At 64.7% G+C, this 15,020-nt stretch carries 12 protein-coding genes; 2 read left to right on the forward strand and 10 right to left on the reverse strand.

What is annotated here, in order from left to right; all coding sequences use genetic code 11:
* Positions 1–349 precede the first annotated feature (349 nt).
* The gene (locus tag RMO89_RS02560; RefSeq protein WP_310531042.1) at positions 350–2,002 is read left to right on the forward strand and encodes a family 43 glycosylhydrolase; all 1,653 of its coding nucleotides are present in this window, start codon (positions 350–352) and stop codon (positions 2,000–2,002) included.
* Between the two features lie 25 nt (positions 2,003–2,027).
* On the opposite strand, the gene RMO89_RS02565 is transcribed toward RMO89_RS02560, so the two are convergent.
* The 4 genes from RMO89_RS02565 to RMO89_RS02580 form a co-directional block, all read right to left on the reverse strand.
* The gene (locus RMO89_RS02565) at positions 2,028–4,181 is read right to left on the reverse strand and encodes a catalase (protein ID WP_310531043.1); all 2,154 of its coding nucleotides are present in this window, start codon (positions 4,179–4,181) and stop codon (positions 2,028–2,030) included.
* 130 nt (positions 4,182–4,311) lie between these two features.
* Positions 4,312–4,776 carry a TrmH family RNA methyltransferase gene (locus RMO89_RS02570; RefSeq protein WP_310531044.1) on the reverse strand — a complete coding sequence of 155 codons (465 nt, stop codon included), beginning with the start codon at positions 4,774–4,776 and terminating at the stop codon, positions 4,312–4,314.
* A 40-nt stretch (positions 4,777–4,816) separates the two neighbouring features.
* Positions 4,817–5,602: an SDR family oxidoreductase gene (locus RMO89_RS02575; protein ID WP_310531045.1), complete on the reverse strand. Its 786-nt coding sequence runs from the start codon at positions 5,600–5,602 to the stop codon at positions 4,817–4,819.
* A 34-nt stretch (positions 5,603–5,636) separates the two neighbouring features.
* Positions 5,637–7,115, reverse strand: coding sequence for an aldehyde dehydrogenase family protein (locus tag RMO89_RS02580; RefSeq protein ID WP_310531046.1), 1,479 nt, complete (start codon positions 7,113–7,115; stop codon positions 5,637–5,639).
* A gap of 132 nt (positions 7,116–7,247) precedes the next feature.
* Here RMO89_RS02580 and RMO89_RS02585 point away from each other — a divergent pair, with 132 nt between their 5' ends.
* The gene (locus RMO89_RS02585; RefSeq protein WP_310531047.1) at positions 7,248–7,958 is read left to right on the forward strand and encodes a GntR family transcriptional regulator; all 711 of its coding nucleotides are present in this window, start codon (positions 7,248–7,250) and stop codon (positions 7,956–7,958) included.
* Here the strand turns inward: RMO89_RS02585 and RMO89_RS02590 are convergent.
* From RMO89_RS02590 to RMO89_RS02615, 6 genes are all read right to left on the reverse strand, one after another.
* Positions 7,955–10,690 (reverse strand): xanthine dehydrogenase family protein molybdopterin-binding subunit, encoded by a 2,736-nt coding sequence (locus RMO89_RS02590; protein WP_310531048.1) that lies wholly within the window; start codon positions 10,688–10,690, stop codon positions 7,955–7,957. The genes RMO89_RS02585 and RMO89_RS02590 overlap by 4 nt on opposite strands.
* Complete coding sequence (locus RMO89_RS02595) at positions 10,687–11,178, reverse strand: 2Fe-2S iron-sulfur cluster-binding protein (RefSeq protein ID WP_310531049.1); 492 nt, start codon at positions 11,176–11,178, stop codon at positions 10,687–10,689. The genes RMO89_RS02590 and RMO89_RS02595 overlap by 4 nt, the downstream gene beginning before the upstream one ends.
* Positions 11,175–12,044, reverse strand: a complete 870-nt coding sequence (locus tag RMO89_RS02600) for an FAD binding domain-containing protein (protein ID WP_310531050.1) — start codon at positions 12,042–12,044, stop codon at positions 11,175–11,177. Before RMO89_RS02600 ends, RMO89_RS02595 begins: the two co-directional genes overlap by 4 nt.
* The gene (locus RMO89_RS02605; RefSeq protein ID WP_310531052.1) at positions 12,041–12,736 is read right to left on the reverse strand and encodes a carbon monoxide dehydrogenase subunit G; all 696 of its coding nucleotides are present in this window, start codon (positions 12,734–12,736) and stop codon (positions 12,041–12,043) included. The genes RMO89_RS02600 and RMO89_RS02605 overlap by 4 nt, the downstream gene beginning before the upstream one ends.
* A 125-nt stretch (positions 12,737–12,861) precedes the next feature.
* Positions 12,862–14,124 carry an MFS transporter gene (locus tag RMO89_RS02610; protein WP_310531053.1) on the reverse strand — a complete coding sequence of 421 codons (1,263 nt, stop codon included), beginning with the start codon at positions 14,122–14,124 and terminating at the stop codon, positions 12,862–12,864.
* A gap of 51 nt (positions 14,125–14,175) precedes the next feature.
* On the reverse strand, positions 14,176–14,967 hold the full coding sequence (locus RMO89_RS02615) for a 2-keto-4-pentenoate hydratase (RefSeq protein ID WP_310531065.1): 792 nt from the start codon (positions 14,965–14,967) through the stop codon (positions 14,176–14,178).
* Between the last annotated feature and the right edge of the window lie 53 nt (positions 14,968–15,020).

Consider the following 15,020-nt stretch of genomic DNA (forward strand, 5'->3'; position numbering starts at 1 on the left):
TGCGATTTGCCCGAGCCGCTGTTGCCCTGCACCAGCAAGCGGGTGGCGAGCAGTTCTTCGACGTCAAGGGTGATCGGCTGGTCGTTCTGGTCGACGCCGATTTGGATGGCTGCGCTCACCGGGGGGTGACTAGAGGCTTGCGGAGATTCGCGCCAAGCGTCCGGCCATGGTTTTCCAGAGCTTTGCGTCAGGCGGGGCTCTGCCGGGTCCGTATCATGTCGCCGATGCTGGCATCGAAGTGCCGGTCCATCGCCCGGTATGCTGCCATCGGCAACCTCCATGTCGCGAAGGTTCTTGCCGTCGCCTGATTGCCTATATAGAATGAGTATTCTAAAATTGGAGAGAATGCATGGAATCGCGCAGGACAGCGATGAAGCTGACCCTGGCTGGAGCTTTCGTGGCAAGCCCCGCCGTGGCCAGGGATGCCGGGTCAAAGGCTGGGGCGGACTGCAGCGGTGGGGCTTCGGGCATCACTCCCGGCGATTCTCCCTTGTGGGCGCGCGGCATCGAAGGGCAGCGCATCGCCGACCTTGGCGATGGCCGCTACCTGAACCCGATCCTGTGTGGCGATTACGCCGATCCTTCGGTGCTGAAGGATGGCGACGACTACTACATGACTCACTCGTCGTTCGATTCCGCGCCGGGACTGCTCATCTGGCATTCGCGCGATCTGGTGAACTGGCGTCCACTGACAATCGCGCTGGCCAAGCCGCTGGGCACGGTCTTTGCCGTCGATATCGCCAAGCACGATGGCCGCTACTTCATCTACATTCCCTTCATGAAGGCGCCGTGGTCCACCGACCTCGCGAACTTCGCCAACACCTATGTCATCCACGCGCCGTCGATGGCCGGGCCGTGGAGCGATCCCATCGACATGAAGGTCGGCGGCCTGATCGATCCCGGCCATGTCGTGGGCGAGGATGGACACCGCTACCTGTTCTTCAATGATGGCAAGCGTGTGCGGCTGACGGCAGACGGCCTCGCCACCGCCGGCCCGGTCGAGACTGCCTATGAAGCCTGGCGCTATCCCGACGACTGGATCACCGAGGCCTATTCGCCCGAAGGGCCGAAGCTGTTCCGGCGCGAAGGCTACTTTTACCTCGTCAATGCCGTCGGCGGCACCAGCGGCCCGGCGACCGGGCACATGATCGTTGCCGCGCGGTCGCGCTCGATCCACGGGCCATGGGAGAACTGCCCGCACAATCCGGTCCAGCGTACGCTGTCACCGGCGGAAATGTGGTGGTCGCGGGGCCATGCCACCTGCGTCGAAGCGCCGGACAGGCAGTGGTTCATGATCTATCACGGCTATGAAAGCGGCTATCACACGCTGGGCCGCCAGACCCTGCTGGAACCGATCGAATGGACTGCCGATGGCTGGTTCAGGGCCAAGGGCGGAGACCTGTCAAAGCCGCTGCGCAAACCGGGCGGGACTGCGCTCGTCCATGGCATGCCGCATTCGGACAGGTTCACGGAAAATCGGCTCGGTACGCTGTGGAGCCTTTATGGCGGCATCCCCGGCGAGACCAACCGGATCGCCATTGGCGGCGGCGTGCTGGAACTCAAGGCCAAAGGCAAGGGGCCGTCAGACGGCGCGGTGCTCACCCAGCAGGTCGGCGACCGCGCCTATGAAGTTACCGTCGAACTGGAACTCGTCGGCGCTGCTACGGGCGGGCTGCTGCTGTTTTTCGATGACCGCCTGTTCCTCGGCATGGGCATCGATGGCAACCGGATGGCGACCTATCGCGGCGGCAAGGCATCCTACTGGCCAGAACCTGCTCCGCCCACGCGCCGTCTGCACATGCGCATTACCAATCAAGGCCAGATCGTCACCTACTACTACAGTCTCGATGGCAAGGCCTGGACACGGCACGGCGTGCGCAGCGAGGTGTCGGGTTATAATGCCAACACCGTCGACAACCTGCTCAGCCTTCGTCCCGCGCTGTTTGCAGCGGGCGAAGGTAGCGTGAAATTCCGCAATTTCGCGTACCGGGCGCTATCCTGACAGGCCGCGCCCGGCACGATTTACGTCAAGCGAGATCGCGCACCTTGGGTTCGCGGTCCCAGTGGCGCACGGCGCCGACTTTCATGAAGTCCTCGAACTTCGGAACGCCGGCATCGATCTCGACATTGGCCTTGGGCAGCAGGTGTTCGCGGGTGCCGCCGCAGGCCGCGATCGTCTTGCAGTGCGCATAGGCATCGGCGAACCACTGCACGGCACCGGCATCCTTCGCCAGCATTGCGGCACGGTCAGGCATAAGCAGCGCGGCGACGGCATCGAACATGACCGAAGGTGTGCCCGCCAACTGGCCATCGGCCTTGAGCGTACCGCCCTTGACCTTGATCGGCCCGACCTTTGGCGCAACGAGCTTCACACGTCCGCCATCAGCCTCGATAGCGGCTTTGAGCTGGTCGATCGCCGCCTTGTCGGAGCCTTCGTCATAGAGGATGCCGACGGTGCGGCCCTGCAGCGTCTTGAGCGCCTGCTTCTGGATGGACAGGGCATCCGAAGTGCCAAGGTCCACCGGCTCGCGCTTGGCCTTGGCCTTGGCCGGCAGGTCCATGGCCAGGCCATCGGCGACGCGCTGGGCCAGGTTTTCGTCGATATTGCGCAGGCGGCTGAGGACACGGGTGCGGACCGGCTCGATCACCACCTTGGACAGTTCGAACACCAGCGCCGAGGCCAGATGCGCCTGTTCGTTTTCGGTAAGCGACAGGAAGAACATCCGCGCCTGACTGTAATGATCGCCGAACAGCTCTGCGCGCACCCGCACCTTTTCGGTCGGATCGTTGCGCTCGGCATTTTCGGTGAAACTGCTGAAGCCGGTCTCCGGACATTCGCGCGGGCCGCCGGTCTCGCCGGCATCGGCAAGCGAATTGGGTTCGTAGTTGGCACGACCCGTGGGAACCAGCGTCTGCATCATCCCGTCGCGCTGGAAATTATGAAACGGGCACTTGGGCGCATTGATCGGGATCTGGTGGAAGTTGGTCGTCCCCAGCCGCGACTTTTGGGTGTCGAGGTAGGAGAAGAGCCGCCCCTGCAGCAGCGGGTCATTCGAGAAATCGATGCCCGGAACAATGTTGGTCGGCATGAAGGCGACCTGCTCGGTCTCGGCAAAGAAGTTGTCGACGTTGCGGTTCAGCGTCATGCGGCCGACGATGTCCACCGGGACCAGCTCTTCCGGAATGAGCTTTGTTGCATCGAGCACGTCATAGGGCTGGGCGGCGGCGAATTCCTCGTCGAACACCTGCACGCCAAGGTCCCATGCCGGGAAGTTGCCGCTGTCGATGGCTTCGAACAAGTCGCGGCGGTGGAAGTCAGGATCTGCACCGGCCAGCTTCACGGCTTCGTCCCACGTGGTCGATTCGAGGCCCAGCACGGGCTTCCAGTGGAACTTGACGAACACGCCTTCGCCCTTGGCATTGACCAGTCGAAAGGTATGCACACCGAAACCTTCGATGTTGCGCAGGGTGCGCGGGATCGTGCGGTCGGACATGGCCCACATGATCATGTGCATCGATTCCGGCATCAGCCCGATGAAGTCCCAGAACGTGTCATGCGCGCTGGCAGCTTGCGGAAAGCCGCGATCGGCCTCCATCTTCACGGCATGGACAAGATCGGGAAACTTGATCGCGTCCTGGATGAAGAACACCGGGATATTGTTGCCGACCAGATCCCAGTTGCCCGCCTCGGTATAGAACTTGACCGCGAACCCGCGCACATCGCGCGGCGTGTCAACCGACCCTGCGCCGCCTGCGACGGTGGAGAAGCGGGTAAAGACCGGGCAGGTGTTGCCCTTCTTCTGGAACAGGTCCGCCTTGGTCAGCCCGGGGATCGCCTTGGTCACTTCGAACACGCCGTGCGCTGCAGAACCGCGGGCGTGGACGATGCGTTCGGGAATGCGTTCATGGTCGAAGTGGAAGATCTTCTCGCGCAGGATGAAGTCTTCGATCAGCGTCGGTCCGCGCTCCCCGGCCTTCAGCGAGTTCTGGTTGTCGGCAATGCGGTGGCCGAAATTGTCGGTCAGGTGATCGGTGCCGCTGGCGTGATCGCCATCGTGGGCGATCTGCTGGTGCGTTTCGCCGGCATTGCCGGTCGCCTCGGGGGGGATCATCGCGCCCGATCCGGGCGCGCGTTCATGAAGGGCGTTCTGATTGGCGGGGGAGGCTGAGGGCTTCTTCATGGGTGCTGGTTCCTGTGCAGGCGCACGCTCGGATCGACGAGGATCGCGGCGCGAAGACGGTCTGCAGGAGAACGAGCGAGGCGTGGGATTGTTGCGCGGTGGGCCGAAATTTCCTCGCCGCGAGACCGCTTTAGGGTGCAGGGACTTCGGGCAGAAGCGTGGTCTGCCGCATCGCCTCGCCCAGCGCGAGCGCGGCGGCGGTGGCGAGGTTCATTGATCGTACCTCGGCTCGGATGGGGAGGAGCAGACGGGCATCTGCCAGTGCGGCGACTTCGGGCGGCACCCCGGCGCTTTCCTTGCCGAACAGCAGCACGTCATCGGGTCGGAACGCGAAATTGTATGCCGAGCTTGCGCCCTTGGTGGTGAACAGGAGCAGGCGGCTGGCGCCCAGCGTCTCGCGGAAAGCGGCGAAGCCGGCGTGGCGCGTTACCGAGACATGGTCGATATAGTCCATCGCCGTGCGCCGCACGCGCCTGTCATCCCATGCGAAACCCATAGGCTCGATGAGGTCGACGCCCGCACCAAGGCAGGCCCCGAGACGCAGGACGGCGCCGACATTGCCGGCGATTTCGGGTTCGTAGAGGGCAACGCGCATCGCGGCTGAATGGCGGCGCGCGTGCCCTCTGACAAGCCTCTTAGGGGCGCATCACCCAGCCGCCATCGATGTGGATCGTCTGCCCGGTGATCCATGCGCCAGCTTCCGAACACAGCAAAAGCGCCGTGCCCACCAGCTCATCGGGCTCGCCGCGCGGGCGGGTGGCACAGTTCATTGCGAGGTACTGGATGAACGGCGAATCGTCGGGCACCAGCAGCTTGCCGGCATCGGACTTGACGTTGCCGGGCGCGATGGCGTTGCAGGTGATGTTTTCCTTGCCGAGCTGCTTGGCAATCGTCGTCGTCAGCCCGACCAGAGCCAGCTTGCCGATGCCGTAGATCGAGGTCGCCGGAAAGGCGCCGCCCGAGGTCTGGTTGAGGATGCGCCCGCCGCCTCGCTCGCGCATCGCCGGCACCACGGCCTGCGCGCAGAGCATCGCGCCGGTGAGGTTGACCGAGAGGATACGGTTCCACATGTCGAGCGGCACGTCGGCGATGGTCAGCTGGCCCAGCTCGGCCATCATCGCCGCGTTGTTCACAAGGATGTCGATGCCGCCGAACGCTGCGACCGCTGCGGCTGCCATGGCCTGGGTCGAGGCCTGATCGGCCACGTCGACCTGCACCGCGACAGCCTTGCCGCCACCCGCCACGATCTCGTCCGCCACGACCTGCGCGCCTTCAAGGTTGAGATCGGCGACGACGACCGAGGCTCCGGCGAGCGCGAAGCCGAGGGCATAGGCGCGGCCGATCGAATTGCCGCGTCCGCCGGCGCCGGTGACGATGGCAACCTTGCCGTCAAGGCGGAACTGGTCAGTGGTGAAGGCCATGGGGTGTTCTCCGGGTAATCAGTGGGAAGGGGAATCAGGCGGGAGGCGCGAGGCTCATCCACACGTTCTTGGGCTGAAGAAATTCGTGCAGGCCTTCCACGCCGCCCAGTCGGCCGTGGCCGCTCTTGCGGAAACCGCCAAACGGGCAATTGGGCTGCATCGCTTCGCCCGAACCGTTGACGTGGATCATGCCGGCATCGAGCTGTCCGGCAACGTGATGCGCGCGGCGCAGGTTCTGGGTGTGGACATAGGCGCCCAGCCCGAATTCAGTGCTGTTGGCCTGCGCAATCGCCTCTTCCTCGGTGTCGAAGGGGGTGACGACCAGCACCGGTCCGAAGACCTCCGTCTGCGCAATGTGGCTGTCAGGCGCGACATCGGCGAGGATCGTGACGGGCAGGAACGAGCCCGCCGCATGGTCACCGCCCAGCCGGGCGCCGCCGCAGACCAGCCGCGCGCCGGCTGCCGTGCCGCCATCGATCATGGCACTGATGCGGGCCAGCGAGGCCTCGGAAATCACCGGGCCGAGCGCGGTTGCGGGGTCGAACGGATCGCCCACCGCGATGGCACCGGCAATGCCACCAAGGATCTGCAGATATTGCTCATAGACGCCGCGCTGGACCAGCAGGCGGGTGCCGTTGACGCAGCCCTGCCCGTTCGACGAAACCGCGCCGGTGATGCCCTTCTTCGCCGCCAGCATCAGGTCGGCATCGTCAAACACGATCACCGCCGACTTGCCGCCGAGTTCCAGCCCGACCGGCTTGAGGCTTTGTGCCGCATTGGCGAGCACCTTGCTGGCGGTCGCGCCCGACCCGATGAATTCGATCTTGGCGATGCCGGGGTGCGATACCATCGCTTCGCCCACATCGGCCCCGCCAGTGACGAGGTTGACCACGCCCGCCGGGAAGCCCGCCTCAAGCATCATCTCGACCAGCTTCATCGCCGAATAGGGCGCAAGGTCAGGCGATTTGAGCACTACGCAATTGCCAGCGGCGAGGGCCGGGGCAATGACCATGGTGGCGGCGAACAGCGGCCCGTTCCAAGGCACGATCACGCCAACCACGCCGTAGGGCTCATAGGACACGTAATCGTGCGCCGGGGCGCCCCACATCGGCACGGTGCGGCCATGGATCTTGTCGCACCAGCCGCCGAAATAGCGGAACTTCTGCGCCGCGTCATAGCCCATGTAAGGCGCGGTCATCGCCACCGAGCCGTTTTCCGAGACCAGCGAGGGCGCGAATTCGGCCGAGCGAGCCTCGAACATGTCGGCCAGCTTGAAGAACAGGTTGCGGCGCTTGTCGCCGGGCATGGCCTTCCACGCGGGCAGCGCGGCGCGGGCGGCAGCGACGGCGCGGTCGACATCGGCGGGACCGGCCATGCGGATCTCGCGGGTGACCACGCCGGTGCCGGGATAGAGGTGGGCGATCGTCTCGCCGCTGCCCTGCGTTTCGCGGGCGTCACCGATGATCAGCGGATATTGCGGCAGAACGCTCGCGTCCGGGTTCCTGAAAGCCATTTTGCATCCCTCTCATGACTCGCGCCGGCGAATCTGTTGTCTGCACATTATAGGCAGATCAATTGCGGCACAATCCCGGAATGGCTGCAAGATCGCTGTTGCGTTGGCCAATTATAGGCATATTATAGGTCAATGGAACCGCGCGCAGCCAATTCTGGAAGCAAGCCCAAGCTGGTCGAGGTGATGGCTGACCGCTTGCGGGAGCAAATCTTTGCCCAGGAACCCGGCGCGCCGCTGGGGTCGCTCAACGAACTCGCGCGGGAAATGGGCGTGGGCATCGTCACCGTGCAGCAGGTCGCGCGCGTGCTCGAACATGAAGGCCTGCTCGACGTACGGCGCGGGCCGGGCGGGGGCTATTTCGGGCGGCGGCCCGACATTACCAGCCTCGAACGTTCGTTCGGTGCCTACCTGCGTAGCGAGCCGACGTCGTGGGAAGAGGCGCTCGACATCACCTCGCTGCTGTTCAACGAACTCTGCGCCGCCGCCGCGCGTTGCAAGGATGAAGCGCAGTTTCCCGTGCTCGAAGCGATCGGCGCGGAGATTGCCACCAGCACGGCAGAGGCGGAGATTGGGCCACTCGAAGGCCGCTTGCAGGAACAACTGTTCCGCATGGTCCGCCGCCCGCTGTTCGAAATGCTCACCCGTGTCGCCATGGGCGTATCGGAGTCGCGGCAGGCCGATACGACCTTCCGCTGGGGCTTCGGGCTTGAACAGTGGCAAGCGAGCCGCACCGCGATCATCCGCGCCGTTCTTGCGCGGGATGCGGACCTCGCCCATTTCGAGGCGAACCGCACCAACCGCCGCGAAGTGTTGCGGATACTGGACGAAGCGGCAACCTCCTAGGCGCGGCTGCCGCTGACCTTCGCTGATCCGAACATGCCCATCTTGCACTTGCCGGCAACGCTATCGCCGTCGAACTGCAGGTCGTACTTCAACGTGATCTTCATCGGCTTTTCGACCTTGAGATCGAAGCGCAGCCGTCCGTCTTCGAGCACGCCGCCAGCGAATTCCTGACTGCCTTCGGGGCTGTTGAATGTTCCCTCCACGGCGCTGCCGGAGGTGCGGAAGGTAACAACCATGGCTTGCGGACCCATTGGCGTCTTAAGCACCATGTTCCAGTCGCCATCGATTGAAACCGGGCCGGACGGCGCGGCAGCTGGCTCCGGTACCGCCACTACAGCTGGCGCTGCGGAAGGCGCTGCAGCAGGTGGGGGAGGCGCGGCAACGGGCGCCTGTGAAGGCCCCGATACATTGCGCTGCTCGATCACGTCGAGCACCCGCGCGGGAGTCAGTGGCAAGTGCAGGTCCTCGATTTCGCCAAACGGAGACAGCGCGTCGGCAATGGCGTTGACCAGCGTCGGCGGGCCGATGATCGCGCCGCCTTCACCCACGCCGCGCATGCCGCCGATTGTCTTCGACGGGGTGTTGGCGTGGACATATTCGATCATCGGCACGTCGCTGATCGCCGGCAGCAGATAGTCCTTGAATGTCGCCGCCTGCGGGTTGCCGCGCGCGTCGTATGGCATGTCTTCGAGCAGGACCATGCCGATGGCTTGCGCCAGACCGCCAGAAATCTGGCCTTCGACGACGCCGGGATTGATCACCGTCCCGCAGTCCTCGCTGCTGATCCAGCGCAGGATTTTCACAAAGCCGGTGTCGGCATCGACCTCGACCACGCAGGCATGCGCCGCGCTGGTCAGCGTCATCGGCGGCGGCTGATAGCGGAACTGCGCTTCGAGGCCCGTTTCGAGGCCGGGGGGCAAGCGGTCCGGCTCGCCATAGGCAATTGCCGCCAGTTCGCCGATCGAGCGCGACATTTCGGGCGCACCTGAAACGTGGACCACGCCGTCCTCAATGGTCACACTTTCGGGCGAGGCATTGTAGAGGTGCGAGGCGAGCGCCTTGACCTTTTCGGACAGCATTTCCGCTGCGCGGATCGCCGCGCCGCCGCCGATCACGCCTTGCCGGCTGCCAGCCGCACCGGGGCCGAAGCCGCCGTGCGCGCTGTCGCCTTCGAACACGGTGACATCCTCGTAAGGCACGCCCAGCCGGTCGGCGATGCACTGTGCCATGGTCGTCGCTGTGCCGTGGCCCTGGCTGTGCGTGGACATGGCGGCGGTGACCTTGCCGGTCGGTTCGATCCGCACCTGCGCCAGTTCGCCGGTCATTGGCGCCATGGTCCCGGCGGAACCCGTCGGTTCGATATAAGCGGCCATGCCAAGCCCGAGATAACGGCCCTGTGTGCGCGCCTCGGCCTGCTCCTTGCGGAAGGCGGCAACGTCGAAATACTGCACCAGCTTGTCGAGGCATTCGCCCGGGGTGATGTCATCGACCGGGATGCCCATGGAAGACACCGCCGGCTGATCCGAGAGATAGACGAGGTTGCGGCGGCGGATTTCGACCGGGTCGATGCCGATTTTTCGCGCGGCCTTGTCGAGCAGCGTTTCGCGGATTAGCGATTCCATTGCCCATGGGCCGCGATAGGCGGCGAGGCCATTGGTGTTCGAATACCAGCCGCGGCTGAGGAACGAATAGGCCGGCAATTTGTAGGCCGCCCAGAGGAACATGTGGACGGCGATGTTGCTGTCCGCGCCTTGCGGATAGGCACCGTTGTTGCAGTCATAAACGCCGTGGCTGGCGAGCAGCTTGCCTTGCGCATCAAAGCCGACGTCGAGCGTCATTTCGGCCTCGCGCGCCTGGCTCGATGCGGTCAGCGCTTCCCAGCGGTCCTCGGTCCATTTGAGCGGACGACCCGTGAGCCATGCCGCGCAGATCACCGCGCATTCTTCCTTCCACGGCGTGTTCTTTAGCCCGAATGATCCGCCGACATCCTTGGAAATCACGCGGATCGACGTGCTCGGCAGGCCAAGTGCGAGGCTGACCCAGCGGGCAATGTTGTGCGGGCTCTGGCAAGTGATGAACAGCTTGAGCTCTTCCGGCCCCTCACGCGTGGCAAGGATCGCGCGATTTTCCATCGGGGCTTGGCTGATGCGCTGGTGGATCACCTTCTGCTTGATGCGGAAGGCCGCGCCATTCAGGACTGCGGCCATTTCATCCTCGGGTTCCTCGTCACCGATCTCGGCGGCGACATTGCTGTCAGTCCCGGGGTGGATCGGCGGCATGGCCATGGCATCGGCCAGCGTTACCACCGGATCGAATTCGTCGATTTCGACCTCGATCAGCGCGGCAGCATCTTCGGCCAGCGCGCGGCTTTCCGCGATCACCAGCGCGAAGGGATCGCCGACATATTGCACCAGTTCGCCGGCGAGCGGGGTGACCGGCACTTCCGATGGGGCGAAGAAAAAGCTCATCATCGTGATCGGCCGCTTGGCCAGATCCTCGGCGGTGAGAACGGCGTAAACGCCCGGCACATCGCGCGCCGCTTCGGTATCGATCCGCACAATCTTGCCGCGCGCCACCTGGCTGCGGGCGAAGGCGACGTGGAGCATTCCGGGCACCACGACATCGTCTGTGAACTGGCCGTGCCCGGTGAGCAGCCGCGCGTCTTCCTTGCGCAGGGCGCGCTTGCCGATCAGGCGGGCGGAGCCGACGCCTGAGCTTCCGGGGGCGCTCATACCTTGGCTCCGTGGCTGATGGTGCCCTCAGCGAGCGCCTTGGCAGCTTTGCGGATGCCTTGATAGCCGGTGCAGCGGCACAGGTGCCCTGACATGGCCTCGACTAGTTCAGCCTCGTCCGGAGCCTCATTACGGTCCATCAGCGCGGCGAAAGTGCAGACCACGCCGGGCGTGCAGAAGCCGCATTGCAGGGCGGGGTTCTCGCGCATCGCTTGCTGCTCGGGATGTAGCGTACCATCGGGCGCGGCGAGGCCTTCAGCGGTGGTAACGGTTGCTCCATCGGCTTGAACCGCGAGCATCAGGCATGAACGAACAGCCTGTCCATCGACGATCACGGTGCAGGCACCGCAGACGCCGTGCTCGCAGCCCAGATGGACGCCGGTCCAACCGCCATCATTGCGCAGGAAATCACCCAGACTGGTGCGCGCCTCGGTCGTCGCGGCAAGCCGCGCGCCGTTGACCGTCATTTCGACCTTGTGCTCGCTCATGCTGCTTCTTTCACTTGGGTGACGGCGCGCAAGGTCTTCTCGAACAGGCGCTTGCCCACTGTGCGGCGGTATTCGGCGCTGGCGTGGTGATCGTCGAACGGGGCGGTGGGGCGCAGGGCGAGTTCGGACAGGGCGGCAACATCGACTTCATGCAGCGACTGACCAACCATCGCCGCCTCGGCTTCGGCCATGGCAACCGGCGTCGGTCCCATAGCCATCCATGCCAGACCGGCGCGGGCGATCGTGCCGCCGTCGAGCGACAGCGCGCCGACCAGGCCGGTCAGGGCGAAGTCGCCGGGGCGCTGGGCCAGTTCATTGAACAGCACCAAATGACTATCGCCCCAGTCGGGATAGACAATGCCGGTCACCAGTTCGTCGGGTTCGAGCGCGGTCATGTAGGGGCCGATGTAGAAGTCCCGCGCGGCGATCGTCCGGGTGCCGCGCACCGAGGCGATCTCGATCGTCGCGCCCAGCGCTACGGCGCATGCGGGCATTTCCGCCGCCGGTTCGCCCAGCGCGACCGATCCGCCGATTGTGCCACGATTGCGCGTCTGGTGATGGCCGACGTGTCCTAGGGCGCGGACGAGCACGGGCACATATGAGGCCAAAGTCTCGTCGTTCAGCGCCGCCGCTTGCCGGGTGGCGGGGGCAATGCGGGTGCCGCCGGCCACGCGGGTCACGCCGGTAAAGCCCTCGATATGGTTCACGTCGACGAGGATGAACGGCTGGCTCATCCGCAGGTTGAGCAGCGGCATCAGCGTCTGCCCACCTGCGATCAGGGTCGCGCCGCCGCCCGCTTCGGACAGGATGGTGCAGGCTTCGGCAACAGTCTTCGGCGCGACATAGTCGAACGGCGCGGGCTTCATCGCCCGCCCCCGCGCTTGCCGGCCTCGAAAGCGGCGGCAGCGACGATCACCAGCAGAGCCAGCACCAGCGAAACCATGCCGCCCGAAGCGCCGTTCGCGCCAAGGTAGTAGCCGACGTGGATCGCCGCGAGCAGCGCCGCGACCCAGCCCCAGATCGATCCGGAAGGCGCGGCACCTGGCGTGCGAGCCATGGCGGGAGCGGTGACTGTTGTGGGGGCGGCAGCGTCATGCGTGGCAGCTGGAGCGCCAGCGCCGCTCACCACTTCGCCGAACCTGGCAAAGAACTTGCCGGCAAGGTTCTTTGCCGTCGCATCGATGATCGGCCCGCCCAGCTGCGCCATGCGGCCGCCGACTTCGGCATCGACATCGTAGGACACCAGCGTGCCGCCGCCCGGCGCGTCGGACAGGCGCACTTTTGCGCCGCCCTTGGCGCTGCCGGCGATACCGCCATTGCCCGATCCGCTGATCGTGTAGCCGTTGGGCGCGTCGATGTCCGACAGCTGGACCTTGCCCTTGAAGCGCGCGCCGATGGGGCCGATCTTGATTTCGGCCACGGCGGCGAAGCTGTCTGCGCCTTCCTTGGTCAGGCTCTGGCAGCCGGGGATGGCCTGGCGCAGGACATCAGGATCGTTGAGCGCAGCCCAGACCTTTTCGCGCGGGGCGGCAATCCGCTGCTCGCCGGACATCTGCATGTGATTACGATCCTTCCCCGCCTTCGACCTATGATCTTGTGTGTCTCATAAGGTCTGTCGAAGGCGCGGGTCAAGGATAGGGGATTGCGGCCTTACCGCCAGAGCGAAGTAATCGCGCCGGCGCTTCAGACTTCGGCGCGGGCCAGCTTGGGGCTGAGCAGGTGGATGCAGCCCACCGCGAGGAAATAGGTAACGGTGCAGGCGGCGAAAATCAGCGTGTAATTGCCGCCGGTCGCATCAAGCACGAGACCAACCGACTTGGCCATGATCATGCCGCCGATGCCGCCAGCAAATCCGCCAAGCCCGATGACTGAGGCCACGGCGCGTTTGGGGAACATGTCTGGCGGTAGTGACAGCAGGTTTGACGAGAAAGACTGGTGCCCGGCCAGCGCCAGCCCGATCAGGCCAACGGCCAGCCACATGTTCTGGAGGCCGGTGACGAACAGGAGTGGCAGCACGCAGCAGCCGGAAATCAGCAGGGTCACCTTCCGCGCGAAATTCGCCGAGTGGCCCTTCTGGATCAGCTTCGATGACAGCCAGCCACCGGCGATCGAGCCGATGTCCGACAGCAGGTACATGATGATCATCGGCAGCAGCACCACCTTCAGATCGACGTTATAGGTCGAGGCGAAATACTTCGGCAGCCAGAACAGCATCAGGAACCACACCGGATCGGTGAGGAACTTGGCAGAGGCAAAGGCCCAGGCCGAGCGGTTGCCCATCAGCCGTGTCCAGCCGATCTTCTCTACCGATTCGGGCGGGTCCTGTTCGATCCAGGCGAGTTCGGCGTCGCTGACCCTGCCGGTGTCGCGCGGGCTGGAATAGTGCCAGCGCCACAGCGCCAGGAGGACCACGCCGAAGAGGCCGGTATAGATGAAGGTCTGCCGCCAGCCGAGCCCCAGCGAGATCATGAAGAAAGCGATGGTCGGCGCGGTCAGGATCACGCCGACGGTGGTGGCGCTGTTGACCCAGCCAATGGCATAGGCGCGTTCCTTCTGCGGGAACCATTCGCTGCTGGCGCGCACCACCGAGGGAAAATGCCCCGCCTCGCCAACGCCCAGCACCATGCGCGCGGCCATGAACGAGGTTACGCTTGAGGCGAAGCCGTGCGCGACGTGCCCAACCGTCCAGATGCAGATCGCAATGGTATAACCAAGTTTCGGGCCAAAGCGGTCAATAATCCAGCCCATCAGCAGGAACCCGAGCGCATAGGCGGCCTGAAATGCGGTGACGATGTTGCCGTAGTCGTTCTCGCTCCAGCCCAGTTCCTTGCCGAGCGTCGGGGCCAGCAGGCCGAGCATGGTGCGATCGATGTAGTTCACCGTGGTGGCGAAAAACAGAAGGGCGACAATCGTCCAGCGGTAACGGCTTGGTGCTGCGGCCTGCATCGATCTCTCCCGGTCGTATTATGTGTTGCCTAGGTCCCCAGGCGGAATTGGTCAAACCACTTTTGCGGTCCCGATAGTGCAGTAAACCGAGCCGTGCATGCCAAACACGGCCTCGACACGCTGGCCGGGCGATACCGGGTGCACGCCGGTGATGGCGCCGCTCGAAACCCAGACGCCGGTAGAAATGTCGACGCCCCGGCTGGCGAGATTGGCGAGCAGGAAGCGCACCGCGCCGTATGGCCCGTCAAGCATGGTTGCCGCCGTCGCCGAACCGATCACTTCGCCGTCAATCAGCGTGCGCACCGGAATCGCACAGAGGTCCACGTCTCGCCAGTCGTCCAGCGCCGCGCCGACCACAAGACCGTGGTTGTTGCCATAGTCGCTGGCCGTCACCGCTGGGCCATCGCTGTTGATGCCGGGATAGGGCGAGCTGGCAATCTCGATCCCCAGCCGCACTTCATCGATGACAAGGCGGGTTTCGGCGTCCGTTTCGGGGCGGGCATCGGCATTTCCGGGGGCGATGTGGAGCAGCAGTTCTGCCTCGGCCGCGGCGAAGCCTTCGGCGAAGATTGGCATGTCCGGCACGCCATCGGCGGCGACAACGACGGTATCGGCGAAGATCGGCCCGGCAAGGCGGTTGGCGCCTAGCTGCTCGTCAAGCGGAGCGTTGATCTTGCCGACCTTCCAGCCGACGATCATCCGCCCATCGATGGCGATCGCGGCGTCCTGGATCTGGTAGGCACCGGCAAGGTCCTGCGGCGCAACACCGGGGTAATCCGGCAAGGCGCGGGCATGCCGGCGTGCGTCAACGAAAGCTTCGGCTATTGCCCGGAAGTCACCCATATCCCCCACGATCCGCTTGGCTTGTATTGTTGATCTGGCCACGGTTGCGACCT

It is taken from the genome of Novosphingobium sp., from assembly GCF_031424035.1.
Classification (GTDB): domain Bacteria; phylum Pseudomonadota; class Alphaproteobacteria; order Sphingomonadales; family Sphingomonadaceae; genus Novosphingobium.